At 72.2% G+C, this 25586-nt stretch carries 23 protein-coding genes; 16 read left to right on the top strand and 7 right to left on the bottom strand.

Going from position 1 to position 25586, the window contains the following annotated elements:
* Positions 1–63 precede the first annotated feature (63 nt).
* Positions 64–1206 (bottom strand): NADH-quinone oxidoreductase subunit D, encoded by a 1143-nt coding sequence (locus ACFCY7_RS15890; RefSeq protein WP_376485199.1) that lies wholly within the window; start codon positions 1204–1206, stop codon positions 64–66.
* A gap of 43 nt (positions 1207–1249) precedes the next feature.
* Positions 1250–2401 (bottom strand): SAM-dependent methyltransferase, encoded by a 1152-nt coding sequence (locus ACFCY7_RS15885; RefSeq protein ID WP_376485196.1) that lies wholly within the window; start codon positions 2399–2401, stop codon positions 1250–1252.
* A 97-nt stretch (positions 2402–2498) separates the two neighbouring features.
* Between ACFCY7_RS15885 and ACFCY7_RS15880 the strand changes: the two genes are divergently transcribed.
* Positions 2499–3701: a sensor histidine kinase gene (locus tag ACFCY7_RS15880; protein ID WP_376485194.1), complete on the top strand. Its 1203-nt coding sequence runs from the start codon at positions 2499–2501 to the stop codon at positions 3699–3701.
* Positions 3702–3723: 22 nt separating this feature from the next.
* The gene (locus tag ACFCY7_RS15875) at positions 3724–4398 is read left to right on the top strand and encodes a response regulator (RefSeq protein ID WP_376485193.1); all 675 of its coding nucleotides are present in this window, start codon (positions 3724–3726) and stop codon (positions 4396–4398) included.
* Positions 4399–4459: 61 nt separating this feature from the next.
* Here ACFCY7_RS15875 and ACFCY7_RS15870 read toward each other — a convergent pair whose 3' ends face one another.
* Positions 4460–5542, bottom strand: a complete 1083-nt coding sequence (locus ACFCY7_RS15870) for a DUF5937 family protein (RefSeq protein ID WP_376485262.1) — start codon at positions 5540–5542, stop codon at positions 4460–4462.
* 153 nt (positions 5543–5695) lie between these two features.
* Here ACFCY7_RS15870 and ACFCY7_RS15865 point away from each other — a divergent pair, with 153 nt between their 5' ends.
* Complete coding sequence (locus ACFCY7_RS15865) at positions 5696–5926, top strand: hypothetical protein (protein WP_376485190.1); 231 nt, start codon at positions 5696–5698, stop codon at positions 5924–5926.
* A gap of 139 nt (positions 5927–6065) precedes the next feature.
* On the opposite strand, the gene ACFCY7_RS15860 is transcribed toward ACFCY7_RS15865, so the two are convergent.
* Entirely contained in the window at positions 6066–7235 is a 1170-nt protein-coding gene (locus ACFCY7_RS15860; protein WP_376485187.1) for a threonine aldolase family protein, read from the bottom strand.
* A 124-nt stretch (positions 7236–7359) separates the two neighbouring features.
* On the opposite strand from ACFCY7_RS15860, the gene ACFCY7_RS15855 reads away from it, so the two are divergent.
* The 10 genes from ACFCY7_RS15855 to ACFCY7_RS15810 all read left to right on the top strand — a co-directional run bounded on the left by ACFCY7_RS15855 (position 7360) and on the right by ACFCY7_RS15810 (position 15396).
* On the top strand, positions 7360–8307 hold the full coding sequence (locus ACFCY7_RS15855) for a Rossmann-like and DUF2520 domain-containing protein (protein ID WP_376485184.1): 948 nt from the start codon (positions 7360–7362) through the stop codon (positions 8305–8307).
* On the top strand, positions 8304–9434 hold the full coding sequence (gene panC / locus ACFCY7_RS15850; protein WP_376485182.1) for a pantoate--beta-alanine ligase: 1131 nt from the start codon (positions 8304–8306) through the stop codon (positions 9432–9434). Before ACFCY7_RS15855 ends, panC begins: the two co-directional genes overlap by 4 nt.
* Complete coding sequence (locus ACFCY7_RS15845) at positions 9431–11125, top strand: L-aspartate oxidase (protein ID WP_376485179.1); 1695 nt, start codon at positions 9431–9433, stop codon at positions 11123–11125. Before panC ends, ACFCY7_RS15845 begins: the two co-directional genes overlap by 4 nt.
* A complete protein-coding gene (gene nadC / locus ACFCY7_RS15840; RefSeq protein ID WP_376485178.1) occupies positions 11126–12142 on the top strand; it encodes a carboxylating nicotinate-nucleotide diphosphorylase in 1017 nt (338 codons plus the stop codon).
* Positions 12142–12948 (top strand): type III pantothenate kinase, encoded by an 807-nt coding sequence (locus ACFCY7_RS15835; protein ID WP_376485176.1) that lies wholly within the window; start codon positions 12142–12144, stop codon positions 12946–12948. The genes nadC and ACFCY7_RS15835 overlap by 1 nt, the downstream gene beginning before the upstream one ends.
* Before the next feature lie 128 nt (positions 12949–13076).
* Positions 13077–13649 (top strand): hypothetical protein, encoded by a 573-nt coding sequence (locus tag ACFCY7_RS15830; RefSeq protein WP_376485259.1) that lies wholly within the window; start codon positions 13077–13079, stop codon positions 13647–13649.
* A gap of 14 nt (positions 13650–13663) precedes the next feature.
* A complete protein-coding gene (locus ACFCY7_RS15825; protein WP_376485175.1) occupies positions 13664–13843 on the top strand; it encodes a hypothetical protein in 180 nt (59 codons plus the stop codon).
* Between the two features lie 129 nt (positions 13844–13972).
* Positions 13973–14392 (top strand): BlaI/MecI/CopY family transcriptional regulator, encoded by a 420-nt coding sequence (locus tag ACFCY7_RS15820; protein ID WP_376485173.1) that lies wholly within the window; start codon positions 13973–13975, stop codon positions 14390–14392.
* A 9-nt stretch (positions 14393–14401) separates the two neighbouring features.
* Positions 14402–14938: an amino-acid N-acetyltransferase gene (locus ACFCY7_RS15815; RefSeq protein ID WP_376485171.1), complete on the top strand. Its 537-nt coding sequence runs from the start codon at positions 14402–14404 to the stop codon at positions 14936–14938.
* 125 nt (positions 14939–15063) lie between these two features.
* The gene (locus tag ACFCY7_RS15810) at positions 15064–15396 is read left to right on the top strand and encodes an Lsr2 family protein (RefSeq protein WP_017240029.1); all 333 of its coding nucleotides are present in this window, start codon (positions 15064–15066) and stop codon (positions 15394–15396) included.
* Here the strand turns inward: ACFCY7_RS15810 and ACFCY7_RS15805 are convergent.
* Positions 15375–15965, bottom strand: coding sequence for an SCO3374 family protein (locus ACFCY7_RS15805; RefSeq protein ID WP_376485168.1), 591 nt, complete (start codon positions 15963–15965; stop codon positions 15375–15377). The two genes, ACFCY7_RS15810 and ACFCY7_RS15805, sit on opposite strands and share 22 nt — an antisense overlap.
* A gap of 472 nt (positions 15966–16437) precedes the next feature.
* On the opposite strand from ACFCY7_RS15805, the gene ACFCY7_RS15800 reads away from it, so the two are divergent.
* A complete protein-coding gene (locus ACFCY7_RS15800) occupies positions 16438–18960 on the top strand; it encodes an ATP-dependent Clp protease ATP-binding subunit (protein ID WP_376485167.1) in 2523 nt (840 codons plus the stop codon).
* Positions 18961–19035: 75 nt separating this feature from the next.
* Here ACFCY7_RS15800 and ACFCY7_RS15795 read toward each other — a convergent pair whose 3' ends face one another.
* The gene (locus ACFCY7_RS15795; protein ID WP_376485164.1) at positions 19036–22083 is read right to left on the bottom strand and encodes an NACHT domain-containing protein; all 3048 of its coding nucleotides are present in this window, start codon (positions 22081–22083) and stop codon (positions 19036–19038) included.
* Positions 22084–22559: 476 nt separating this feature from the next.
* On the opposite strand from ACFCY7_RS15795, the gene ACFCY7_RS15790 reads away from it, so the two are divergent.
* Positions 22560–23279, top strand: coding sequence for a M23 family metallopeptidase (locus ACFCY7_RS15790; protein WP_376485162.1), 720 nt, complete (start codon positions 22560–22562; stop codon positions 23277–23279).
* Positions 23280–23290: 11 nt separating this feature from the next.
* Here ACFCY7_RS15790 and ACFCY7_RS15785 read toward each other — a convergent pair whose 3' ends face one another.
* Positions 23291–23854, bottom strand: a complete 564-nt coding sequence (locus ACFCY7_RS15785) for a TetR/AcrR family transcriptional regulator (protein WP_376485160.1) — start codon at positions 23852–23854, stop codon at positions 23291–23293.
* Between the two features lie 98 nt (positions 23855–23952).
* Between ACFCY7_RS15785 and ACFCY7_RS15780 the strand changes: the two genes are divergently transcribed.
* Positions 23953–25533, top strand: coding sequence for an MDR family MFS transporter (locus ACFCY7_RS15780; protein WP_376485157.1), 1581 nt, complete (start codon positions 23953–23955; stop codon positions 25531–25533).
* The last annotated feature ends 53 nt before the right edge of the window (positions 25534–25586 follow it).

The following is a 25586-nucleotide window of genomic DNA, read 5'->3' as shown; positions in this document are numbered from 1 at the left end:
CCCCCGGACGAAGTCTGGGGGAGGAACGAATGCCCACAACGGGGGTGGCGGGTGCGGCGGGGGTTATTTGTCGATGTCGCCGACGACGAAGAAGAGGGAGCCGAGGATGGCGACCATGTCGGCGACGAGGGTCCCGGGGAGCAGTTCGACGAGCGCCTGGATGTTGTTGAAGGACGCGGAGCGGAGCTTGAGGCGGTAGGGGGTCTTCTCGCCCTTCGAGACGAGGTAGTAGCCGTTGACGCCGAGCGGGTTCTCGGTCCAGGCGTACGTGTGGCCCTCGGGCGCCTTGAGGACCTTGGGCAGCCGCTGGTTGATCGGCCCTTGGGGGAGCTCGGCCATGCGGTCGAGGCAGGCGTCGGCCAGGTCGAGGGAGTTGTGGGTCTGGTCGAGGAGGCACTCGAACCGGGCGAGGCAGTCGCCCTCGTCGCGCACGGCGACCCGCAGGGTGTCCTGGAGTTCCCCGTAGGCGAGGTAGGGCTCGTCGCGGCGGAGGTCGAAGTCGACGCCCGAGGCGCGGGCGATCGGCCCGGACACCCCGTACGCGTGCACGGCGGCCTGCGACAGGACGCCGATGCCGCGGGTGCGGCCGCGGAAGATCTCGTTGCCGAGGACGAGTCGGTCGTACACGTCCATCCGCGACCGGACGTCGGCGACGGCCTGTCGGGCCCGGCCCAGCCATCCGGCGGGCAGGTCCTCCTTGAGGCCGCCGACCCGGTTGAACATGTAGTGCATCCGGCCGCCGGAGACCTCCTCCATGACCGCCTGGAGCTCCTCGCGTTCCCGGAAGGCGTGGAAGACGGGTGTGATTCCGCCCAGTTCGAGGGGGTACGAGCCGAGGAACATCAGGTGGTTGAGGACCCGGTTCAGCTCGGCGAGCAGCGTCCGTGTCCATACGGCGCGCTCGGGGACCTCCATGCCGAGCATCCGCTCGACGGCCATGACCACGCCGAGCTCGTTGGAGAACGCGGAGAGCCAGTCGTGCCGGTTGGCCAGCATGATGATCTGCCGGTAGTCCCGGGCCTCGAAGAGCTTCTCGGCGCCCCGGTGCATGTATCCGATCACCGGCTCGGCCTCCCGCACGACCTCACCGTCGAGCACGAGCCGCAGCCGGAGCACTCCATGGGTCGAAGGGTGCTGCGGCCCGATGTTCAGCACCATGTCGGTGCTCTCCGCCGCCCCGCCGATCCCGACCGTCGTCTCCGTCATGCGGCCCAGTATCCCCCGTGCCCCCGGCGCCCGTTCGCCCCGCTCACAGCGGGACCCGCTGGGTGAGCCAGAGGAAGTCGCCGAGGCCGCCGGGGGCGGTGAGTTCGGCGGCCTCGCCCGCCGAGGCGAGCGCGCGGACGTAGCCGGTGGGGTCGGTCGAGGCCAGGGCGAGGGGCGGTCGTTCCCCGGACACGCCGAGCCGTCGCAGGGCCTCCCGCTGGGTGACCAGTTCCGGGCCGGAGGCCGTGGACGCGCGCGCGTGGGCCTCCGGGCCGGGGCTCGTGGACGCGCGCGCGTGTGCGTCCGGGGCCTGGCCGTCCGAGCCGGGGACGTGGGCGTCCGGGCCGGGAACGCGGGCCTCCGAGCCGGGGGCCTCCGAGCCGGGGGCGCGGTCGTGGCCGCGGTCGTGGCGGGGTTCCCCGGCCGGCAGGCCTCCGCAGGCGTCCATGGCGACGTGGGAGGTGAGGTCGCAGGTGCCGTCGGGGACGGGGGGAACCTCGCGGCCGGCGCGGAACCCGGTGAGGGTGCCGAAGGGCGGCCGGGCGCCGCGGACGTGGGCGTAGTCGACGGCGACCGCGCGGCCGGCCGCGAGGGAGGCGACGGCGAGGGCCCAGGCCCGGTCGCGGGGGAGCCCGATCTCGGCCCGGGCGCCCGGCTCGGGCAGGGGCCACCAGCGGGTCAGCCAGTCCGCGTCGGGGCCGGAGACGGGCGGGCCGAGCCGTTCGGTGCCGTCGGCGCGGACCTCCACGTACCGGGCGGTGCCCGTCGCGTCGGCCTCGGCGACGTCGACCGGCACGTTGTCGAGCCATTCGTTCGCGAAGAGGAGCCCGCGCACGCCCGGCGGGATGCGGTCGGTCCACTCGACGCGGGGGTCGAGCCCGGTGGGCCGGGCGGCGCGCTCCACGGCGACCGCCCGGACGGCGAGGCCGCTGCCGGCGGTCGCCGCGAGCACCCCGGTGAGCAGTTCGCCGCGTCCCGCGCCCACGTCCACCAGGTCCACCTCGGCCGATCCCAGCTCCTCCGCGACCTCGTGGAGGAGCCGGGCCACGGCTCCCGCGAAGAGCGGGGAGGCGTGCACGGAGGTGCGGAAGTGCCCCGCCGGTCCCTCGGGCCGCAGATAGAAGCCCCCGGGGCCGTACAGCGCCCGTTCCGTGGCCTCGCGCCACCCCTGCCACTGACACGTCTCATCCGTCACGGGCCCCAGTCTCCACCTCGGGGAGTACGGGCTCCGCGCCAAGGATCGACCCCACGGTTGATCCCTGCACCATCTCGCTGTCCCTACTCTGGGTGACGTGCAGCGCCTCTACGACTTCCTCCGCAGACACCCGACGGGCGTCGACACCTTCTGGGCCGTCGTCCTCCTCGGGTTCTCCCTGCTGTGGGTGGGGTCGACCCACCCGGCGGCCGACCACCCCGTCGGCTCCGGTGTCGTCGCCGTGCTCTTCTCGCTGGTCGTGGCCCTGCGCCGGCGCGCGCCCGAGAAGATGCTGCTGCTCTCGGTCGCCCTCGGGATCGTCCAGCTCGTGTTCGGCCTCGTGCCGTTCGTGGCCGACTTCGCCATGCTCGTGATCATCTTCACGGTCGCGGCACACGACGGACCCCGCTGGGCGTCCCGGCTGGCACTCGCCGGCGGCCTCTGCGCCGCCACGCTGTCCCAGCTGAGATGGCCGATGGAGGGCACCGACTCCGGCGCCGCCAAGGTCTTCTTCACGGTCATCATGACCGTGCCGTTCGCGCTGGCCTGGGTGCTCGGCGACTCGCTCCGCACCCGCCGGGCCTACTTCGCGCAGCTTGAGGAGCGCGCCTCCCGGCTGGAGAAGGAGCGCGAGGCCCAGGCCAAGGTCGCGGTCGCCGCCGAGCGCGCCCGGATCGCCCGCGAGCTGCACGACGTCGTCGCGCACAACGTGTCGGTGATGGTCGTCCAGGCCGACGGCGCCGCCTACGTCATGGACACCTCCCCGCAGACCGCCAAGCAGGCCCTGGAGACCATCTCCACGACGGGCCGGCAGGCCCTCGCCGAGATGCGCCGGCTGCTCGGCATCCTGCGCACCGGGGAGCACCAGGAGGCCGGGGAGTACGTGCCCCAGCCCGACGTGCGGCAGATCGAGGACCTCGTCGAGCAGGTCCGCAGCGCCGGTCTCACCGTCGACTTCGCGATCGAGGGGAGCCCGCGCCCGCTGCCGAGCGGCGTCGAGCTCACCGCGTACCGGATCGTGCAGGAGGCCCTCACCAACACGCGCAAGCACGGCGGGCCGGACGTCGGCGCCAGTGTCCGCCTGGTCTACTTCGACGACGGTCTCGGGCTGCTCGTCGAGGACGACGGCCGGGGAGCGCCGCAGGAGATGTACGAGGACGGCGGCGCCGACGGCCGGGGGCATGGTCTGATCGGCATGCGGGAGCGGGTCGGCATGGTCGGCGGCACGCTGGACGCGGGCCCGCGTCCGGGCGGCGGATTCCGGATCAGCGCCCTGCTCCCCCTCAAGTCCGCGCACTGACGACCCTTAAGGAACTGACCTGATGTCCATCCGCGTGATGCTCGTCGACGACCAGGTGCTGCTGCGCACCGGTTTCCGCATGGTGCTCGCCGCCCAGCCGGACATGGAGGTCGTCGCGGAGGCGGGCGACGGCGTCGAGGCCCTTGAGGTACTGCGGTCCACGGCGGTCGACGTCGTCCTGATGGACGTGCGGATGCCCAAGCTGGACGGGGTGGAGACGACCCGGCGGATCTGTTCGGAGCCGGACGCCCCGAAGGTCCTGATCCTGACGACCTTCGACCTCGACGAGTACGCGTTCTCGGGTCTCAAGGCGGGTGCGAGCGGCTTCATGCTGAAGGACGTGCCGCCCGCCGAGCTGCTCGGCGCGATCCGTTCGGTGCACAGCGGCGACGCGGTGGTGGCGCCGTCCACCACCCGCCGGCTCCTGGACCGCTTCTCGCCGATGCTCCCGTCGTCGGGGAAGGAGCCCGAGCACAAGGGCCTCGAACGGCTGACGGACCGCGAGCGCGAGGTCATGATGCTCGTCGCCCAGGGCCTCTCGAACGGCGAGATCGCCGCCCGGCTCGTCCTCTCCGAGGCCACCGTCAAGACCCACGTGGGCCGCATCCTCACCAAGCTGGGCCTCCGCGACCGCGTCCAGGTCGTGGTCCTCGCGTACGAGTCCGGCCTGGTCCGTGCGGGCGGCGGCCCGGCCTGACACCACCCGTCGGACGCCGCGGGCGGCCGCCAGGGGGTGTCCCCGCCCCCGAGGGCGGCCGCTAGCGCAGGACCGACTCCAGGAAGTCGCTGCCGAGGCGGGCGATGACGGACACGTCGAGCTGGTGGAGGACGTACCGGCCGCGGCGCTGGGTGGTGAGCAGACCGGCCTTCCGCAGGACGGCCAGGTGCCGGGAGACCTCGGGGGCGGTGATGCCGTACGCGTCGGCGAGCTCGCTCGTCGTGTACGCGCCCCGGGCGAGGCTGCGGCACAGCCGCATCCGCATCGGGTGGGCGACCGCTTCCAGGCGCAGCTTGACCGCCTCGACGGACGCGGCGCCGCCGAGGTCGCGGGTGGGCACGGGGTACTGGACGACGGGCTGCCAGCCGGGCGCGTGCAGCGCGAAGAGGTGCGGCCAGCCGAACGCGGTCGGCAGGAACGTCACGCCCGAGCCCTCGGCGCTCGTACGGCCGTGGAGCAGCTTGTCGACGACGATCCGGGAGCCCTGCTCGTCCTCCTCCAGGACCATCGCCGAGGAGGCGTCGGCGACGGCCTCGGCCAGGCCCTTGTGCCGCATCAGCTCGGTCTTGTGACGGGCGTCGGCGGCCAGCTGGACCCGGACCCGGCGCCAGGTGTCGCCGAAGAAGGCGGCGTCGCAGTCCTCCAGGAGCCGTCGCACCCACGCACGCGTGCCGGGCGGGTCGGCGAGCATCCGCTCCACGAACGCGGCCTGGCGCGGGCCGCGCGCGGCGGCCAGGTCGAGGGCCCGGCGCCGCATCCGCTCGTCGACGAGCGGTGAGGGGGCGCCGTGCGGGTACTGGCTGGAGCAGGAGATCTCCAGGGCCGAGCCCACGAAGATCTCGTCGTCCATGCCGTCGAGGTCGTCCAGCTCCTCGGCGAGCGTCTCGCGGGGCCTGGCCGGCAGCAGGATGTCGGAGCGGGTGGAGCGCCACATGAAGTCGGCCTCGTGCAGCCGGTCCGCCAGCTCCGGCTTCAGCGCGGCCGCCGTCGTGGTCGTCCAGGCGTGCAGCCGGGCGTGGTGCGCGGGCTCGGCGAGGGCGTGCAGGGCCGCGCCCAGCTCCGCCAGCGGCGAGGGGCAGAAGACGATCCGCTCGCGCGGCAGTCCGGTGATGTCGATGGTCACGCTCACCCGTCCATGGTGCGGGGTGCCCCCGGGGCCCTGTCGCGTCGTTTGACGCGGGCCGTCAATCGACGCGCCCGGCCGCCCCGGAGCGCCGTTTGACGGGAGCCGTCAAGTGGCGCGCCGCGGGGCGCGGGCCCGGCGCACGGTGAGGTCATGAACGCGCTGCATCAGTACCTCTTCGACACCTACCGCGCCGCCCGGCTCGGCGAGCCCGCGCCGCCCGAGCCCGGCGCCCATGACGTCGCCGTCCTGCGCGCCCTCCGCGACCGGCGCCGCTTCGAACGCGTGCTCGCGGGCCGCCCGCCACGAGGCCCCGTCGGCACCGCCCTCCGCACGGCCCTCCGCACGGTCGCGGGCCGCCGCCCGCGCCCCCGCTCCTGCTGACCCGGGCGCGCCGCTCCTTAGCCGGCGCCCCACGTCAGCGGTCGCGCTGCCTCAGCCGTCGCCTCCATGTCAGCCGTCGCCCCCGTGCCAGCCGCCGCCTTCGTGTCAGCCGGCACCCCACCCCAGCCGCACACCCGCCTCAGCCGTCGATCCGCGACAAGAAGTCCCGTACCGCCTCCTTCACGTCCTCCGCGGTCCATGCGAGGCCGGGCGCCGTGACCGTGAGCTCGGTGGTCGCGACTCCCGGCGGGCCGCCCGCGCCGGGGGAGAACCAGCGGCGGAAGAGGGCGGTGCCGGTGGCCTCGGTGGCCGCGACGGACGCGGCGGTGAGGGCGTCGGGGGAGTACGGCAGCCAGACCTGGAACTGGTGGGTGTGCGGGGTCTCGGGGTGGACGCGGGACCAGCCGAGGCCGGCGTCGGCGAACGCCTCGCGGACCGCGTCGGCCACCACGCGCGCGTGGGCCACGTACGAGGGCAGCCGGGGCAGCTCGACGTCGAGGCCCCGGAGCGCGGCGAGCGCGGCCGGGTACTGCTGGAAGAGCATGCCGCCGTAGCGGTGCCGCCAGATCCGGGCCTCCTCCATGACGTCCTCGGGGCCGGCGAGCGCGGCCCCGGACTGGCCGCCGAGGGACTTGTAGAACGAGACGTACACGCTGTCGGCGAGCCCGGCGATCTCGGAGAGGCCGCGGCCGAGGTGCGTCGGGCACTCCCACAGCCGGGCCCCGTCGAAGTGGACCACCGCGTCCCGCTCCCGGGCCGCCTCCACGACCTCGGTCAGCTCCTCCCAGGACGGCAGGACGAAGCCGGCGTCCCGCAGCGGGAGCTCCAGCATCAGCGTCCCGAAGGGCTCCGGGTGGTCCCGCACCTCCTCGGCGGTCGGCAGCCGCGGCGCGTCGGTCGGGTGGACCGTGCGGAGCCCGGAGACGGCCCCGAACGCCCCGTTCTCGTGGACCTCGGGGTGGGCGAGCGGGTGGAGGGCGACGACGGGGCTGCCGGTGCGGCCGGCCCAGCAGCGGAGCGCGACCTGCTGGGCCATGGTGCCGGTCGGGAAGAACACGGCGGCGGGGAAGCCGAGCTCCTCGGCGACGCGTCGCTCCAGCTCCTCCACGAGCCCGTTCCCGTACGTGTCGATCGGCGCGTCGCCGTGGCCGGCGGCCTCCGCCCAGTCGGCCAGTTCACGCAGCCGGGGGCCGGCCGCGCCGTCCACGGAGGTGTCCCACAGCTTGCGGGCGGCGCCTCCCCACAGCCCGGCCCGGTACAGCCGGGCCGCTTCCTCGTCCACAGGGCTCACAGGGCTCACAGGATTCATGGGGTGATCATCACACCACCGCCCACACCCTGTGGACAGCCACGGGCAGCGCGAAACGCTGGCGTAGCATGACCAGAAATCGTCCGGTACCCGCCGAGGACTGGAACGGAAGGCCGTCCCCACCGTGAACGCACCAGCAGCGCCAGAGCCCCGAGCCGAGGACCGACCCGCCCGGCTCACCGTCGGAGTCGTCGGCGCGGGCCGCGTGGGCCCCGCACTCGCCGCCTCCCTCCGGCTCGCCGGACACCGACCCGTCGCCGTATCGGCGGTCTCCGACGCCTCCCGGCGCCGCGCCGCGGACCTCCTGCCCGACGTCCCGGTCGTCGAGCCCGCCCGCGTCCTCGCCCTCGCCGACCTGGTCCTCCTGACCGTCCCCGACGACGCCCTGCCGGGCCTGGTCGAGGGCCTCGCCGACACCGGAGCCGTACGGCCGGGACAGCTGATCGTCCACACCTCGGGGCGGTACGGGGCACGGGTCCTCGACCCCGCCCGCCGGGCCGGCGCCCTGCCGCTCGCACTGCACCCCGCCATGACGTTCACCGGCACCGCGGTCGACGTCCAGCGGCTCGCCGGCTGCTCCTTCGGCGTCACCGCGCCCGAGGAGCTGCGGCTCGCCGCCGAGGCCCTGGTGATCGAGATGGGCGGCGAGCCCGAATGGGTCGCCGAGGAGGCCCGCCCGCTCTACCACGCGGCCCTGGCCCTCGGCGCGAACCACCTGGTCACCCTGGTGGCGCAGTCGATGGAACTGCTCCACAAGGCAGGCGTCGCCGCCCCCGACCGGATGCTCGGCCCCCTCCTCGGCGCCGCCCTGGACAACGCCCTGCGGTCCGGCGACGCGGCCCTCACCGGCCCCGTCGCGCGCGGTGACGCCGGCACGGTCGCCGCCCACGTCGCCGAGCTGCGCAAGCACGCGCCCGGCACCGTCGCCGGCTACCTGGCGATGGCCCGCACGACCGCCGACCGGGCGCTCGCCCACGGCCTGCTCAAGCCCGAACTGGCCGAGGACCTGCTGGGCGTGCTCGCCGCCGACAGCACCACCCCCGCAGACGGGCCGCAAGGAGACGACCGATGACCCTGTTCGCCCGCAAGAGCGCCGAGGACGGCCGGACCGTCCGCCACCAGCCGGCGGAGCTGCTCCGCGCGGTCGAGGACCTCCGGGACGCCGTCGCCCACTGGAGCACGCCCGGCCGTACCGCCGTGGTCATGACCATGGGCGCCCTCCACGAGGGCCACGCCACCCTGATCAGGGCCGCACGCGAGCGCGTGGGCCACGAGGGCTTCGTCGTCGTCACCGTCTTCGTCAACCCGCTCCAGTTCGGCGCGGGCGAGGACCTCGACCGCTACCCGCGCACCCTCGACGCCGACCTGGAACTGGCCCTCGACGCGGGCGCGAGCGCCGTCTTCGCGCCCTCCGTCGACGAGGTCTACCCGGGCGGAGAGCCCCAGGTCCGCATCACCGCGGGCCCGATGGGCGAGCGCCTCGAAGGCGCCTCGCGGCCCGGCCACTTCGACGGCGTGCTGACCGTCGTCGCCAAGCTCCTCCACCTCACCGGACCCGACCTGGCCTTCTTCGGCCAGAAGGACGCGCAGCAGCTGGCCCTGATCCGCCGGATGGTCCAGGACCTGAACTTCCCGGTCGAGATCGTCGGCGTGGACACCGTCCGGGAGGCCGACGGCCTCGCCCTGTCCAGCCGCAACCGCTACCTGTCGGCCGAGGAGCGCCGTACCGCGCTGGCGCTGTCCCGCGCGCTGTTCGCCGCCGGCGACCGGCTCGCCGCCCAGGAGGCGCTGCGCGCGCGTGCCGCCTCCCTGCCCGGCGCCCAGGGCCGGGCCGAGAACCGCGCCGAGGGGCTCTCCCGGCTCGGCGAGGCCCGCGCGGCCGCCGACGCCCACGCGGTCGCGCAGGCCGCGGAGCGCGGCGGAGCCGAGGCCGTGCGGGCCGCGGCCCGCACTGTCCTCGACGACGCGGCCAGGGTCCGGCCGCCGCTCGCCCTCGACTACCTGGCCCTCGTCGACCCGGCCGACTTCACCGAGGTCGGCGACGACCACGTCGGGCCCGCGATCCTCGCCGTCGCCGCGCGCGTGGGCGCCACCCGGCTGATCGACAACATCCCCCTCGTCTTCGGGACCCCCGTCTCGGGGACCGCCGGGACCGGAACCGCCGGGACCGGAACCACCCCGTTCGGAGCCGCCAAGTGACCGGAATACGGCTGCACGCCCCCGCGCCCGGCTGGGACATCGACGCCGACGTCGTCGTGGTCGGCTCCGGTGTCGCCGGTCTCACCGCCGCCCTGCGGTGCACCGCCGCCGGACTCCGCACGGTCGTCGTCACCAAGGCGCGGCTCGACGACGGCTCGACCCGCTGGGCCCAGGGCGGCATCGCCGCCGCGCTCGGCGAGGGCGACACCCCCGAGCAGCACCTCGACGACACCCTGGTCGCCGGCGCCGGCCTCTGCGACGAGGACGCCGTGCGGCTGCTCGTCACCGAGGGCCCGGACGCCGTCCGCAGGCTCATCGCGACCGGCGCCGACTTCGACAAGAGCTCCGACGGCGGGATCGCGCTGACCCGCGAGGGCGGCCACCACCGCCGGCGGATCGCGCACGCGGGCGGGGACGCGACCGGCGCGGAGATCTCCCGCGCCCTGGTCGAGGCGATACGGGACCGGGGAGTCCGCTTCATCGAGCACGCCCTCGTCCTCGACCTCCTGACCGACGCCGAGGGCCGTACGGCGGGCGTGACCCTGCACGTCATGGGCGAGGGCCAGCACGACGGCGTCGGCGCCGTCCACGCGCCCGCGGTGGTCCTGGCCACCGGCGGCATGGGCCAGGTCTTCTCGGCCACCACCAACCCGGCCGTCTCCACCGGCGACGGCGTCGCGCTCGCCCTGCGGGCCGGCGCGGAGGTCTCCGACCTGGAGTTCGTCCAGTTCCACCCCACGGTGCTGTTCCTCGGCGCCGGCTCCGAGGGCCAGCAGCCGCTGGTCTCCGAGGCGGTACGCGGCGAGGGCGCCCACCTGGTCGACGCCGACGGGGTCCGCTTCATGCTCGGGCAGCACGAGCTGGCCGAGCTCGCGCCCCGGGACATCGTCGCCAAGGCGATCACGCGGCGGATGCTGGAGCAGGGCACCGAGCACATGTACCTCGATGCCCGGCACTTCGGCGCCGAGATGTGGGAGCAGCGCTTCCCGACGATCCTGGCCGCCTGCCGCTCGCACGACATCGACCCGGTGACCGAGCCGATCCCGGTCGCCCCGGCCGCCCACTACGCCTCCGGCGGCGTCCGCACCGACCTGCGCGGCCGGACCACGGTCCCCGGCCTGTACGCGTGCGGCGAGGTGGCCTGTACGGGCGTCCACGGCGCCAACCGGCTCGCCTCGAACTCGCTCCTGGAGGGCCTGGTCTTCGCCGAGCGGATCGCCGAGGACATCACGGCCGCCGCGCCGCGCGTGGCGGGCGCCCCGGTGCCGCACCCGGCGCCGGTGACCCTGCCGCTGCCGGTGGCGGGCGCCCGGACCCGCGTCCAGCGGGTGATGACGGCCGGCGCGGGCGTGCTCCGCTCGGAGACCAGCCTGCGGACGGCCGCCGAGGCCCTCGACGCCCTGCACAGCGACGCCGTGGCCGGCGGCACGGACGACACCAAGGCCGCCGAGCCCGGTGTGGAGTCCTGGGAGACCACCAACCTGCTGTGCGTCGCCCGGGTCCTGGTCGCCGCGGCCCGCCGCCGCGAGGAGACCCGCGGCTGCCACTGGCGCGAGGACCGCCCGGACCGCGACGACGCGGACTGGCGCCGGCACCTCGTCGTACGCCTCACGCCGGAGCGGACCCTGGACGTCCGCACCACCGACACCTTCGACTTTCCCCCCACCGTCGACGCCCCCAGGGAGCCGTAAGTGAGCACGCCCGAGGAAGCCCGTCCCGAGCCCGTGGACGTCCCTCTGATCCAGATCAGCGCCCCCTCCGAGGCCGGTGGCTGCGGCGACGGCTGCGGTTGCGGCGGCGAGGGCGAGGAGTTCGAGTGCGGGCTCGACCCCGCGCTCGCCGAGCTCCTCGCCGAGGCCGGTCTCGACCCCGTCCAGGTCGAGGACATCGCCCACCTGGCGATCGCCGAGGACCTCGACGGCGGCGTCGACGTGACGACCGTGGCGACCGTCCCGGAGGACGCCGTCGCCACCGCCGACTTCACCGCCCGCGAGGCCGGCGTCGTGGCCGGTCTGCGGGTCGCCGAGGCCGTCCTGTCCATCGTCTGCACGGACGAGTTCGAGGTCGAGCGGCACGTCGAGGACGGCGAGCGCGTCGAGGCCGGGCAGACGCTCCTCAGCGTCACCGCCCGCACCCGCGACCTACTCACCGGCGAGCGCAGCGCGCTCAACATCCTGTGTCGCCTCTCCGGCATCGCCACCGCCACGCGCGCGTGGGCGGACGCCCTGGAGGGCACGAACGCGAAGGTCCGCGACACCCGCAAGACCACCCCGGGCATGCGCGCCCTGGAGAAGTACGCGGTCCGCTGCGGCGGCGGCGTCAACCACCGCATGTCGCTGTCCGACGCGGCCCTCGTCAAGGACAACCACGTGGTGGCGGCCGGCGGCGTCGCCGAGGCCTTCAAGGCCGTGCGGGAGCTGTTCCCCGAGGTGCCGATCGAGGTCGAGGTCGACACGATGCACCAGGTCCGCGAGGTCCTGGACGCGGGTGCCGACCTGATCCTGCTCGACAACTTCAGCCTGGGCGACACCGAGGAGGCCGTCGCCCTGGTCGCGGGCCGCGCCGTCCTGGAGTCCTCGGGCCGGCTGACCCTGGAGAACGCGGCGGCGTACGCGGCGACCGGCGTTGACTACCTGGCGGTCGGCGGGCTCACCCACTCCTCCCCGATCCTCGACATCGGCCTGGACCTGCGCGAGGTGCGGGCCTGATGCTGCTCACCATCGACGTCGGCAACACGCACACGGTCCTCGGCCTCTTCGACGGCGAGGAGATCGTCGAGCACTGGCGGATCTCCACGGACCCGCGCAGGACCGCCGACGAGATGGCGGTCCTGCTCCAGGGCCTCATGGGCATGCACCCGCTGCTCGGCGTCGAGCTGGGCGACGGCATCGAGGGGATCGCCATCTGCGCGACGGTCCCCTCGGTGCTGCACGAACTCCGCGAGGTGACCCGCCGGTACTACGGGGACGTGCCGGCGGTCCTGGTGGAGCCGGGCGTCAAGACGGGCGTCCCGGTCATCACCGACAACCCGAAGGAGGTCGGCGCGGACCGCATCATCAACGCGGCCGCGGCGGTCGAGCTGTACGGCGGTCCCGCGATCGTCGTCGACTTCGGCACGGCGACGACGTACGACGCGGTCACCGCGCGCGGCGAGTACGCGGGCGGGGCCATCGCGCCCGGCATCGAGATCTCGGTCGAGGCGCTGGGCGTGAAGGGCGCCATGCTCCGCAAGATCGAGCTGGCCCGCCCGCGCAACGTCATCGGCAAGAACACGGTCGAGGCGATGCAGTCCGGCATCATCTACGGCTACGCGGGCCAGGTCGACGGCGTCGTCGCCCGCATGAAGCGCGAGCTCGTCGGCCCGAACGGCGACCCCTCCGACGTCACCGTCATCGCCACGGGCGGGCTCGCCCCGATGGTCCTCGGCGAATCGGCCGAGATCGACGAGCACGAGCCCTGGCTGACCCTGATCGGCCTGCGCCTGGTGTACGAACGGAACGTCTCCCGCATGTGAGGCGGCGGGCCGCGGGGGGCGTCGCGGTGGGCGATCATTCCGGCGCGCCGGAATGATCGCTAAGGGAAAATTGTCCGATTAGCGCGTAGTGTCGGCCCATGCCCACGCCATACGGATCCCGCGGCGGCATGGCGTTCAGCGCGGACGAGCTGCGTGTGCTCCGTCGTGCCCTTGCCACCGCCCTCCACCCCGCCCCCCTCCAGGACGAGGACGTCCAGGACTGCCTGCTCCTGGCCGAATCCGTGGACGAGGCCGTGCGCGAGGCCGGCCGGCTGCGCGCCTTCCTCCTGGACGACCTGGCCCGCTACCGCGAGGCGCTGCCCGGGTCGCTCGGCGGCTACCTGGAACTCCTCAGGGGCGCCCTGGTCGCCGGTTACGACCCCGCGGCCGACGACCTCGCCGCCCTGCGCGCGCTGCGGAGCAACGCGGAGGCCGCCGAGCTGCTGGCCCGCTGCCGGATCCTCGCGGAGCGCTCCGTACGCGCCCGCCTGGCCCGGGTCTCCCAGACCACCGCCGCCACGGCGTCCGGCGCGCCCCGGGCCCGCCTGCTCGCGCTCCCCGGCGGGCGCGCGGCGGCCGACGAGCCCAAGCCCACCCCGCCCGTTCCGGCGGAGCGCCCGGTGCCCAAGCCCTCCGAGGTGTTCCCGCCGCGCCGCCGCCCCGTACCCCCGCCCCCGCCCGAGGAGCGGGTCGCCGGATAGCTACCCTGGTCGTCATGGACTACGTATCCGCGCTCCTGCCCCCCGTCGTGATGGCCGCGTTCTTCATCGGCCTCGTCGTCACGATCGTCAAGAGCCAGGGCGGCCCGAACAAGGCCAAGGAGGACGCGGTCGTGGACGCCGCGCTCGCCCGCGCCGAGGCCGCCCGCCAGGCGGACGGCACCACCGCCTCCTGAGGCCGCCGCCCTCCGGGGCGGCCACCGCAGCACCCGGGACGTGCGACCCTTCGAGGTCGTGCATCCCTTTTGCTTCGTTTCCTTCCTTCAATGGCCGTTAATTGGCTCTTTGCGCACTAAGGTGACGTTGTGCCCCGTCCATTGGGAGAGCTCGAAGACGCCGTCATGACGCGCGTGTGGCAATGGAACCGCCCGGTGACCGTCCGGGAAGTTCTGGAGGACCTCCAGCAGGAACGGTCCATCGCCTACACGACCGTCATGACCGTCATGGACAATCTCCACCAGAAGGGCTGGGTGCGCCGCGAAGTCGAAGGCCGTGCCTATCGATATACCGCGGTCTCCACCCGGGCCGCCTACTCGGCCGCCCTGATGAACGAGGCATGGGCCCAGAGCGACAACCCGGCCGCCGCACTCGTCGCCTTCTTCGGGATGATGTCGCAGGACCAGCGCGAAGCCCTGAACGACGCCATCCGAATCGTCCAGCGCGACACCCCGCAGGCCACCCCGCCCGAGGAGGGCGCCGACGGAACCGGGGGCGGGGAGCGATAGCGTCCCCCCATGTCGACGCCTGCCTTCCCGGCCGCCTCCGCCAAAGCCGTCACCGTCCGCAGGGCCCGCACCACCGATGTCGCCGCGGTCCGCCGTCTCGTCGATCCTTTCGTGCAGCGCGGCATCCTGCTCGACAAGGCGACCGTGACCCTTTACGAGTCGATCCAGGAGTTCTGGGTCGCGGAACGCGACGACGACGCCACCGTCGTCGGCTGCGGCGCCCTCCACGTGATGTGGGAAGACCTCGCCGAAGTCCGCACTCTCGCCGTCGATCCCGAGTTCAAGGGAGCCGGCGTCGGACATCAGGTGCTGGACAAGTTGTTGCACACGGCCCGATGGCTCGGGGTGCGGCGGGTATTCTGCCTGACCTTCGAAGTCGACTTCTTCGCGAAGCACGGCTTCGTCGAGATCGGCGAGACCCCGGTCGACGGAGATGTCTACAGCGAGCTCCTGCGTTCCTATGACGAGGGAGTCGCCGAGTTCCTCGGTCTCGAACGAGTGAAGCCGAACACCTTGGGCAACAGCCGGATGCTTCTGCACCTGTAACCCTATGTCCGAATCGCGCACGTTTCCCGCGTTGCCGGGGTTCTGAACCTCTGCCAGGGGTTTGTGTTTTTCCGGGAAAAGCGGTTTCCTTTCCGCGTACTGCATTTTCGATGAAAGGAAATCCGGTGGCACAGAAGGTTCAGGTCCTTCTTGTCGACGACCTCGACGGCGTCGAAGCGGACGAGACGGTGACGTTCGCACTGGACGGGAAGACCTACGAGATCGACCTCACCACCGCCAACGCCGAAAAGCTCCGCGGTCTGCTGGAGCCGTACACCGCGGGTGGTCGTCGCACCGGTGGCCGCACCACGGGCGGCCGTGGCAAGGGCCGCGTCGCGGCCGGCAGCCCCGACACCGCCAAGATCCGCGCGTGGGCCAAGGAGAACGGCTACGACGTGAACGACCGCGGTCGCGTGCCCGCCACCGTCAAGGCGGCCTACGAGGACGCGAACCGCTGAGGCGACAGCTGCTGAGCCGCCGACCCACGGGTGCGGGCACTCAGCAGCCGCACCCGGTGGCACTCCGCAGCGGCGGCGGCCACGAGACGCACCAGGCAGGGGGCGTCCGCACCGCCCCACGGCGCGGACCGCAGGGCCGGCAGCGAGGACTCGACCTCGTGCCCCGGCACGGGAGCCCGCAGCCACACGGCGGCGCCCTGCGTGCCGGAGTCGCCGCGCCCCGGAGGAAGGGGCGCGGCCATCCGGCCGTCGGCGCCCAGCGCGGCGAGATCCAGTGAGATCCCGCCCCACTCCAGCCAGTCGAGCAGTCCCGGGAGCTCCTCCGCGCTCCCCGCGGCCACGAGCAGCCGCATCCGGCGCCCCATCAGGGCCACCGGACCCGTTGCCGCGCCCATCCGGCGCAGCACGCCCCGGCCGGCCGCGGCGGGCAGCTCCAGGACGTCGAACCGCAGCCCCGTGACGAGCTGCACCGGCGGACCGGCCACCGTCGCCCAGCCGAGCCCGTCCTCGTACCACCGTGCGATGCCGCCGTCGATCGGCGTGCGGGGCAGCGGGACGGTGAGGGCCATACCCGGGGAACTCCCGCGAGGGCGTGTTGGTTACGCCTCCGGCGGCCCCGCGGTGACGGTCGGTCCCCCTTCGGACGCGCAAGGTGTCCGTGATGGGGCGTACGCGTGCATTCGACCGCGCAAGGGTGTTCGCTGGTAGCGGAGGGAACCGGGGTGCGCCGCATGGAGTGTCAGTCCTTACGGGTAAGACATTCCTAGTGGAGAGGGGCGACTCGCGGGCTTCGGCGTCTCACGTTCGCCATCGGCGTAGTGAAGGCGCGGGTAACTACTTGGCCTGCGGGAACATCGTCTCGCACCATCGGGTTGGAGCATTTGTCGGCTGTTCGGCAGCAGGTCTCCCCGCGGAAGAGGGGGTGATCCGGACGGATGTCGGCAGTTGGAATGAGCGGTCCCCGCTTGCGGGACTAAGCTGCGGAAGGACAGGGAGGGGATCGACCCCTAACTGACTGACCGCTCTGAGGAGCGATTAACGATGTTCGAGAGGTTCACCGACCGCGCGCGGCGGGTTGTCGTCCTGGCTCAGGAAGAAGCCCGGATGCTCAACCACAACTACATCGGCACCGAGCACATCCTTCTGGGCCTTATCCACGAGGGTGAGGGTGTCGCCGCTAAGGCCCTGGAGAGCCTCGGGATTTCGCTCGAGGCGGTCCGCCAGCAGGTGGAGGAGATCATCGGGCAGGGGCAGCAGGCCCCGTCCGGGCACATCCCCTTCACCCCTCGCGCCAAGAAGGTCCTGGAGCTCTCGCTCCGCGAGGCCCTCCAGCTCGGCCACAACTACATCGGCACCGAGCACATCCTGCTCGGCCTGATCCGCGAGGGCGAGGGCGTCGCCGCCCAGGTCCTCGTGAAGCTGGGCGCCGACCTCAACCGGGTGCGACAGCAGGTCATCCAGCTGCTCTCCGGCTACCAGGGCAAGGAAGCCGCCACGGCCGGCGGTCCTGCCGAGGGCACGCCCTCGACGTCCCTGGTCCTCGACCAGTTCGGCCGGAACCTCACCCAGGCGGCCCGCGAATCCAAGCTCGACCCGGTCATCGGGCGCGAGAAGGAGATCGAGCGGGTCATGCAGGTGCTGTCCCGCCGCACCAAGAACAACCCGGTCCTCATCGGCGAGCCCGGCGTCGGCAAGACCGCCGTCGTCGAAGGCCTCGCGCAGGCCATCGTCAAGGGCGAGGTGCCCGAGACCCTCAAGGACAAGCACCTCTACACCCTGGACCTCGGCGCGCTGGTCGCCGGCTCCCGCTACCGCGGTGACTTCGAGGAGCGCCTGAAGAAGGTCCTCAAGGAGATCCGCACCCGCGGCGACATCATCCTGTTCATCGACGAGCTCCACACCCTCGTGGGTGCGGGCGCCGCCGAGGGCGCGATCGACGCCGCCAGCATCCTCAAGCCGATGCTGGCCCGTGGTGAGCTCCAGACCATCGGTGCGACCACCCTCGACGAGTACCGCAAGTACCTGGAGAAGGACGCGGCCCTCGAGCGCCGCTTCCAGCCCATCCAGGTCGCCGAGCCGTCGCTGCCGCACACCATCGAGATCCTCAAGGGTCTGCGCGACCGGTACGAGGCCCACCACCGGGTCTCCATCACCGACGAGGCCCTCGTCCAGGCCGCGACCCTGGCCGACCGGTACATCTCGGACCGCTTCCTCCCGGACAAGGCGATCGACCTGATCGACGAGGCCGGCTCCCGGATGCGCATCCGCCGGATGACCGCGCCGCCGGACCTCCGCGAGTTCGACGAGAAGATCGCCGGCGTCCGCCGCGACAAGGAGTCCGCGATCGACTCGCAGGACTTCGAGAAGGCCGCCTCGCTCCGCGACAAGGAGAAGCAGCTCCTCGCCGCGAAGGCCAAGCGCGAGAAGGAGTGGAAGGCCGGCGACATGGACGTCGTGGCCGAGGTCGACGGCGAGCTGATCGCCGAGGTCCTCGCGACCGCCACCGGCATCCCGGTCTTCAAGCTGACCGAGGAGGAGTCCAGCCGCCTGCTCCGCATGGAGGACGAGCTCCACAAGCGCGTCATCGGCCAGAAGGACGCCGTCAAGGGCCTCTCGCGTGCCATCCGCCGTACGCGTGCCGGTCTGAAGGACCCGAAGCGGCCCGGTGGCTCGTTCATCTTCGCCGGTCCGTCCGGTGTCGGTAAGACCGAGCTTTCGAAGGCCCTCGCCGAATTCCTCTTCGGCGACGAGGACGCGATGATCTCCCTCGACATGTCGGAGTTCAGCGAGAAGCACACGGTTTCCCGTCTCTTCGGTTCGCCGCCCGGATACGTCGGCTACGAAGAGGGCGGCCAGCTCACCGAGAAGGTGCGCCGCAAGCCGTTCTCCGTCGTCCTCTTCGACGAGGTCGAGAAGGCCCACCCCGATATCTTCAATTCCCTTCTCCAGATCCTGGAGGACGGTCGCCTGACCGACTCCCAGGGCCGGGTCGTGGACTTCAAGAACACGGTCATCATCATGACCACCAACCTCGGGACCCGGGACATCTCGAAGGGCTTCAACCTGGGCTTCGCCGCCCAGGGCGACACGAAGTCCAACTACGAGCGGATGAAGGCGAAGGTCAGCGACGAGCTGAAGCAGCACTTCCGCCCCGAGTTCCTCAACCGTGTGGACGACATCATCGTCTTCCCGCAGCTGACGCAGGACGACATCCTCCAGATCGTCGACCTGATGATCGGCCGCGTCGACGAGCGCCTCAAGGACCGGGACATGGGCATCGAGCTCTCCCAGTCCGCGAAGGAGCTGCTCGCCAAGAAGGGTTACGACCCGGTGCTCGGCGCCCGTCCGCTCCGCCGGACGATCCAGCGCGAGATCGAGGACACGCTGTCGGAGAAGATCCTCTTCGGCGACCTGCGCCCCGGTCACATCGTGGTCGTCGACACGGAGGGCGACGGCGAGGAGCGCAAGTTCACCTTCCGCGGCGAGGAGAAGACGGCCCTCCCCGACGCCCCGCCCATCGAGACCACGGGCGGCACCGGCCCGAACCTCTCGAAGGACGCGTAAGGCACAGCCGCACCAAGGGGCGGCCCCGGAACCATCTGGTTCCGGGGCCGCCCCTTTGCCATGGGCCGAGGACGGTCACGCGCCTATCGGCCGCCCTTTCAGGTCGACGAACCGCACACGGTCGGGGAGGTACTCCTGGCCCGCCAGGGGGCCGTTGCTGAACACGGTCGTCAGCAGGGGCAGGTCTGAGAAGGGTTCGATGTCCATGGCCTCGCCCTCGTCGGCGTGGGAGTCCAGCTCGATGCTCTGCACGGAGGGGAACATCCGGGCGAGCAGTGCGAAGCCGGAATCGTCGTCGTGCATCATGGTCAGTTCCTCGATCCCTGGCAGAACCACGTCGTCCGGGCACCAGGGCAGGTCCTCTGCGTCGATCTTGAGAATCTTCAGGGCCGGGACGGCGGACAGCTCGCGCCACTGCTCGGGTGTGAGCGCCGAAGCCCTGGTCACGTCCAGCGTTGTCAGATGGCGCAGACGCTCGGGATCGCGCAGTCCGTCCGCGGGCCAGCAGGACACGTCGAGCGCGGCGAGCGGCACCGATGCGGGCAGGTCCGCGACCGACCAGGTGGCACCGGCAACCAGGTTGAGATTCAGGGTGGTCAGCCGGTCCAGCGAGGCCAGGAGGCGGGCCGGGGAACCGGACCTCCCCAGCTGGAGATGGGTGGGCGTGCACCGTGCGAGGAGGGCGGACGCCTGGTCGTCCGACACGCTCACTCCGATGCTCAGCCGGGGAGGGTGGAGGTCGAGGCGTTCCAGTTCGAGGGCTTCGTCGTCCTTGCCTACGGTGAAGTCGAGGTCGGTCGGGTCGAGACGGGCGACGACCTCCTCGGCGAAGAGGCGCGTCTCGAACCGGTGCCACCCCCAGATCACCTGGGAGCGGACCGCCAGGGAGGGGTGGGTGGCGTAGCGCGCCAGGTAGGGGAGGGGGGCCTCGCCCCCGATCCAGGTCATGGTGATCACCGACATGAGGGCCTCCGACAGGCGCTGCGGGTCCTCAGGCCCCCGCATCAGCCCGAGGACCATGGGTCCCACACCGGCCAGTTCGCGGGCCTCGCGGGGCGTGCGGGGCGGGATCACCTCGGCGGTGCGCCGCAGGACGTCCTCGCGGATGTCCGTGGCCACCTCCGTGGCGTGGCTCAGGGCGGTCGCCGCCAGCAGCACGAGCCGCAGGCGTACCGTCCGGTCCCGGGTCGCGTCGGCGGCGGCGAGCAGCTCGTGCAGGATCTCCGCGCATTCGCGCGGTCTGGCGTGGCCCACGGCCATGCGGACGACGTCCTCCCACTGGTCGTCCGCCGCGTGCCGGATGAGCACGCCGATGTCCCAGTGCTCCACCAGCGCCTTTGCCGCCAGGTACTCCTGGAAGGTGCGGTGGACGAATTCGACGGTGTCCGGTGTCGGCTCGCGCAGCAGGCCGCTGCGGTGGAGCAGATGGGTGAAGACGGTGTCCGGGTCGTACGCCGCGGCCTCCTGGATCGAGGGGAGGGCGTCGGAGACGATCCCCTTCGCGTGGGCGCGGTCCATCTGGGTGCGGCCGTTCAGCGTCAGCCAGTACGCGATGCGCTGGATCAGCTGGATCTGCGGGGCCTCGTCGAGGGTGATCCCGTAGGGCGTCCCCATGTCCCGTTCGCGGTCGCGGCGGGAGAGGAGCATGGACAGGGCGGCTTCGTAGAGCGCCTTGCGGCCCCGGGGCAGATAGCCGTGCCGGTCGCGGTGGAGGGCGCAGATGAGCCCGCACATGAGGGGGTTGGTGGCGAGCTGGGCGACGTGCTCGGTGGTGCGGAGGGCGTCCAGGAGGGGCTGCTCGTACGCGGCGGCACCGGGCCCGGCGGCGCAGTGCCAGCGGCGTACGAACGTGGTGACCTCGGTACGGGTCATGGGTGCGAGCGTCAGTTCGGTGAAGCCGTCCCGGGCCAGCCAGTCGTCGCCCACGGCGGTGGGCCGGGAGGTCACGAGCCAGCGGTTGCCCTCGTACGTGGTGAGGAGGTCGCGGAGCCATGCGCGGGCCCGGCCGCGCTCGGCCTCGGGGATCTCGTCGATGCCGTCGACGAGGACGAGGCCCCGGCCGGAGGCGAGGACACGGTCGGTCCAGCCGTCGGGCGGGGCGAGCGGGCAGCCGGCGGCGGCGAGGAAGTGGCCGGGGGCGGGGAGCCGCTCGCCGTGGCGGGTGAGGGTGCGCAGCGGGAGGACGAAGGGGACGCGGCCGCGGAGGTAGCCCATGCCGTCCGTCCGGCCCTCGGTGGCCGCCGAGACGGTCAGCCACTGGACGAGCGTGGTCTTGCCGGACCCGGCCAGGCCGCGCAGCAGGATCCTGTCGTGGCGGGCGAGGGCGAGGTCGGCCCGGACGGGGGCGGCGTGCTCCCGTTGCTGGGGCAGGAGGCGCCCGGCCCCGTCGAGTGTCCTGAGCGCGGCATCGGCTCCGGTCGCCTCCAGCGACAGGTAGGCGAGGTCCAGTGGCCAGTCGTCCGGCGAGTGGTGCAGGTCGATGCCGTAGATCGTCAGGCGGCCGTGCTTCTTCGCGAGGTGGTCGAGGTAGCGGCGTTCGAAGGCGGTGTCGCGGCCGTCGGGGCGGGGGGTGCGGCGGATGAGCTCGTCGAGCTTCGCGATGAGCTCGGTCTGGCCGCGGGTCTGTTCGACGAGGCTGCGGGCGATGAAGGTGGAGCGCTGGGTGAAGAAGTCGAGGATGTGGAGGCAGGCCCACTCGGTGAGGGATTCGAGGTAGCGGACGGAGTCGGTGGAGAGGCCGTCGGGGGCGGGGGCGGCGGCCCGGAGGCGGCGGGCGAGGGCCTGGTGGCCGAGGCGGACGGCCTGGACGTCGTCCATGTCGAGGTCGCCGAGGGCGAGGAGGGTCGTTCCGAGGGTGTGGGCGAGGGCCTCGGTCTCGTCGGCGGGGAAGGGCGCCTCGCCGCCGTCGTCGCGGGACCGCTCGACCAGCGTCGCCGCGAGCTTGCGGACGTCCTTCTCGGTGAGGGTGCGCTTCTCGCCGCGGAAGGAGACGAGTCCGGAGAGCCTGACCTTGGGCGCGTTTCCGGTGAGGCCGGCCCCGGGGGCGTCGCTGACCAGCAGTTTCTTCAGGAGTGGGCTGATCGCCGCCGAGGCGAGCCGGGTGCCGATGAGTGCCGCGTCCATGTGTGTCCCCCCGAAGATCACCGAATCGGCCAGCGTAGTGCGGGACGGCGTTTCCGGTGGGTCGGTTGCGTGACCCAGGTCCCATTGGGGGCGGTCGGCTGGTGACAAGGCGCACAGGCGTTTCGAGGGGTACTAAGTGGAATAGTGGCGACGTTTGGTGGTGATTCGGGACGTTTAGGGATCAAGCGCCGGGACGTTGGTCCCGTAGCGGTCCGAACCGGGCGCCACGCGGCCTTTCGGGCGGTTCCGGCCCCTCGCGACGTGCGGATAAACCGTTTCCGTTGTGCCGGTATGTCCGGTTTCAGGAGTTGAAGGCAAGGCCGTCAAGAGCCGATCTCCGGGGGAGATCGCTACGACGCTATGTCGTAGATGGGGTGTTTTGGGCTTGGCGGGGGTCCGGGTTACCAAGGATGAGCAAGCCCGACGCAGCGCACCGTTCGCGTCGGGTCCCGTACTTCCCGGAGGTTTTCCCCCGTATGTCGAAGCGCGTCATGAACCCCGCCACCCGTACCGCCGCCGTCGCCCTCGCCGCCGCGGGTCTGGGAGCGTCGCTGGTGGCCGGAGCAGGGTCCGCCTTCGCCGCCGAGGGCAAGGCCGTCGGCTCGATCGCCACGACCGCGTCCGCCGCCGTCGCGGCCCAGGCCCAGACCCAGGCCCAGGTGGCCGCCCAGGCGAAGGCCGTTGCCGCCAAGGCCGCCGCCGCGAAGACCGCGGCCGTGAAGGCCGCAGCGGTGAAGGCCGCGGCCGCGAAGAAGGCCGTCACGGCCAAGAAGGCCGCCTCCTGGGTCAAGCCGGTCAGCTCGTACTCCCTGAGCGCCAGCTTCAACCAGGGCGGCGCCATGTGGGCCCACAAGCACTCCGGCCAGGACTTCGCCGTCCCGGTCGGCACCCCGGTCAAGGCCGCGGGCGCGGGCACCGTCGTGAAGGCCGGCCCGAACGGCGGCGGCGACGGCCCCGCGTACGGCAACGCGATCGTCGTCAAGCACGCCAACGGCACGTACTCGCAGTACGCCCACCTGTCGAAGATCAAGGTCCACATCGGCCAGAAGGTCGCCGCCGGCCAGCAGATCGCCCTCTCGGGCAACACCGGCAACTCCTCCGGCCCGCACCTGCACTTCGAGATCCGTACGACCCCGAACTACGGCTCCGCCGTGAACCCGGCCGCCTTCCTGCGGTCCCACGGCGTCGGCATCTGACCGACCCCGCCTCAGTGGGCCGAGTAGGCCTGGCTGATCAGATCGAGGGCGACCTCCAGGACGGCTCCGTGCTTGTCCTCGGGGTCGCCCTCGACGTTCTGCATGAAGAACGTGCCCGCGTGCAGGGTGAAGATCGCGCTGACGCAGCGGACCCGGTCCGTCATCGGGAGGTCCGGCTCCTGGATGAGGTCGCTCAGCGTGAGCATCCGCTCCTTGAAGGTCAGGCCGACGCTGAGCTCGCGCACGGTGGCCTGGTTCTCCTGGATGAAGCGGAAGAGGGGTTCCGCCGCGCGCAGCGCCACCTGGTAGCGGCGCAGGACCTCCTGCTTGGTCTCCAGGGTGCGGGGCTGTCCCTCGGCCCAGGCGATCAGCTCGTCCATGGGTCGGGTCAGGTCCTCGAAGATCCCGATGAGGATGTCTTCCTTGGTCTTGAAGTGGTAGTAGAGCGCGGCTTTGGTGACGTCGAGGCGCTCGGCGATCTCGCGCAGCGAGGTCTTCTCGTAGCCCTGCTCGGCGAAGAGGTCGAGGGCCACGTCCTGGATGCGCTGGCGGGTGTTGCCTCGGGCCTGGGCCATGGTCTCTCGCTTCCACACTTACTTACTTGACGACCGGCTAGTTCCGCGTCTACCGTCCCCAGTGTAGTAACTAGCCGGGCGGCAAGTAAGGGAACGACATGGCGACGAACGAGACAGTCAAGGCAGCCGAGGAGGAGACACCACCTGCGCGCAGCGTCCGGGTCGTCCTGCTCGCCCTCATGATCGCGATGCTGCTCGCGATGCTCGACAACATGATCATCGGCACCGCGATGCCGACGATCGTCGGCGAGCTCGGCGGCCTGGAGCACCTCTCCTGGGTCGTCACCGCCTACACCCTGGCCACCGCCGCCTCCACCCCCCTCTGGGGCAAGGTCGGCGACATGTTCGGCCGCAAGGGCGTCTTCCTCACCTCGATCGTGATCTTCCTGATCGGCTCGGCGCTCAGCGGCATGGCCCAGGACATGGGCCAGCTCATCGGCTTCCGCACCATCCAGGGCCTCGGCGCCGGCGGCCTCATGGTCGGCGTCATGGCGATCATCGGCGACCTGATCCCGCCCCGCGAGCGCGGCAAGTACCAGGGCATGATGGCCGGTGTGATGGCCCTCGCCATGATCGGCGGACCGCTCGTCGGCGGCACCATCACCGACCACTGGGGCTGGCGCTGGTCCTTCTACATCAACCTGCCGCTCGGCATCGTCGCCCTCGCCATGGTGACCACCGTCCTGCACCTGCCCAAGAAGCAGCGCGCCACCGGCACCCGGATCGACTTCCTCGGCGCCGGGCTGCTGACCGCCGGCATCACCGCGATCGTCCTCGTCACCACCTGGGGCGGTACGGAGTACGCCTGGGGCTCGGCCACGATCGTCGGCCTCGCCGTCGGCGGAGCCGCCGCGCTCGCCGCGTTCCTCTTCGTCGAGACCCGGGCGAGCGACCCGATCATGCCGCTGCACATCTTCCGCAGCCGCAACTTCACCCTGATGTCCCTGATCGGCTTCATCACCGGCTTCGTGATGTTCGGCGCGGTCCTCTACCTGCCGATCTTCCAGCAGTCCGTCCAGGGCGCCTCCGCGACCAACTCCGGTCTGCTGCTCCTGCCGATGCTGCTGTCGATGATGGTGGTCTCGCTGGTCGTCGGCCGGGGCACCACCAGCACCGGCAAGTACAAGGTCTTCCCGATCGTCGGCGGGGCCCTCATGGTCGTCGGCCTCTTCCTGCTCTCCACGATGGACACCGGCACCTCGCGCCTGGTCTCCGGGGTCTGGATGGCCGTCCTCGGCGCCGGCATGGGCTTCCTCATGCAGATCACCATGCTGGTCGCCCAGAACAGCGTGGAGATGAAGGACATGGGCGCCGCCTCCTCCTCCACCACCCTGTTCCGGACGCTCGGCTCCTCCTTCGGCGTCGCGATCATGGGCGCGCTGTTCACCAGCCGCGTCCAGGACGAGATGGCGGCCCGCGGCGGATCCGGGCTGACCGAGCGGACCGCCCAGCTCGACGCGGCCAGCCTCGCCAAGCTGCCGGCGGCGCTCCGCGAGGCCTACCAGCACGCGGTCGCCACCGGCACCCACGGCGCCTTCCTGCTCGCCTCGGCCGTCGCCGTCCTCGGCTTCGCCCTCGCCTTCTTCGTCAAGGAGGTCACGCTCCGCGGCGCGGGCCCGGCGGCGGCGCCGAAGCCCGCGGCGGACGACGACAGCGCCAAGGTCGCCGAGACGGTCTGACCCTCCGGCACACGCGTACGGCAGTGGGGCAGGTCCTTCGAAGGACCTGCCCC

It is taken from the genome of Streptomyces sp. NPDC056361 (genome assembly GCF_042262805.1).
Lineage (GTDB): Bacteria > Actinomycetota > Actinomycetes > Streptomycetales > Streptomycetaceae > Streptomyces.
Note: the sequence above shows the minus strand (reverse complement) of the source record. Positions and strands in the feature narration are given on the sequence as shown.

Bases quoted from the DNA above. Each gene is read 5' to 3' on its own strand.
- ACFCY7_RS15890 (WP_376485199.1), bottom strand. From the start codon at position 1,206: ATGACGGAGACGACGGTCGGGATCGGCGGGGCGGCGGAGAGCACCGAC.
- ACFCY7_RS15875 (WP_376485193.1), top strand. From the start codon at position 3,724: ATGTCCATCCGCGTGATGCTCGTCGACGACCAGGTGCTGCTGCGCACC.
- ACFCY7_RS15865 (WP_376485190.1), top strand. From the start codon at position 5,696: ATGAACGCGCTGCATCAGTACCTCTTCGACACCTACCGCGCCGCCCGG.
- ACFCY7_RS15860 (WP_376485187.1), bottom strand. From the start codon at position 7,235: ATGAATCCTGTGAGCCCTGTGAGCCCTGTGGACGAGGAAGCGGCCCGG.
- panC (WP_376485182.1), top strand. From the start codon at position 8,304: ATGACCCTGTTCGCCCGCAAGAGCGCCGAGGACGGCCGGACCGTCCGC.
- ACFCY7_RS15835 (WP_376485176.1), top strand. From the start codon at position 12,142: ATGCTGCTCACCATCGACGTCGGCAACACGCACACGGTCCTCGGCCTC.
- ACFCY7_RS15830 (WP_376485259.1), top strand. From the start codon at position 13,077: ATGGCGTTCAGCGCGGACGAGCTGCGTGTGCTCCGTCGTGCCCTTGCC.
- ACFCY7_RS15825 (WP_376485175.1), top strand. From the start codon at position 13,664: ATGGACTACGTATCCGCGCTCCTGCCCCCCGTCGTGATGGCCGCGTTC.
- ACFCY7_RS15815 (WP_376485171.1), top strand. From the start codon at position 14,402: ATGTCGACGCCTGCCTTCCCGGCCGCCTCCGCCAAAGCCGTCACCGTC.
- ACFCY7_RS15805 (WP_376485168.1), bottom strand. From the start codon at position 15,965: ATGGCCCTCACCGTCCCGCTGCCCCGCACGCCGATCGACGGCGGCATC.
- ACFCY7_RS15800 (WP_376485167.1), top strand. From the start codon at position 16,438: ATGTTCGAGAGGTTCACCGACCGCGCGCGGCGGGTTGTCGTCCTGGCT.
- ACFCY7_RS15795 (WP_376485164.1), bottom strand. From the start codon at position 22,083: ATGGACGCGGCACTCATCGGCACCCGGCTCGCCTCGGCGGCGATCAGC.
- ACFCY7_RS15790 (WP_376485162.1), top strand. From the start codon at position 22,560: ATGTCGAAGCGCGTCATGAACCCCGCCACCCGTACCGCCGCCGTCGCC.
- ACFCY7_RS15785 (WP_376485160.1), bottom strand. From the start codon at position 23,854: ATGGCCCAGGCCCGAGGCAACACCCGCCAGCGCATCCAGGACGTGGCC.
- ACFCY7_RS15780 (WP_376485157.1), top strand. From the start codon at position 23,953: ATGGCGACGAACGAGACAGTCAAGGCAGCCGAGGAGGAGACACCACCT.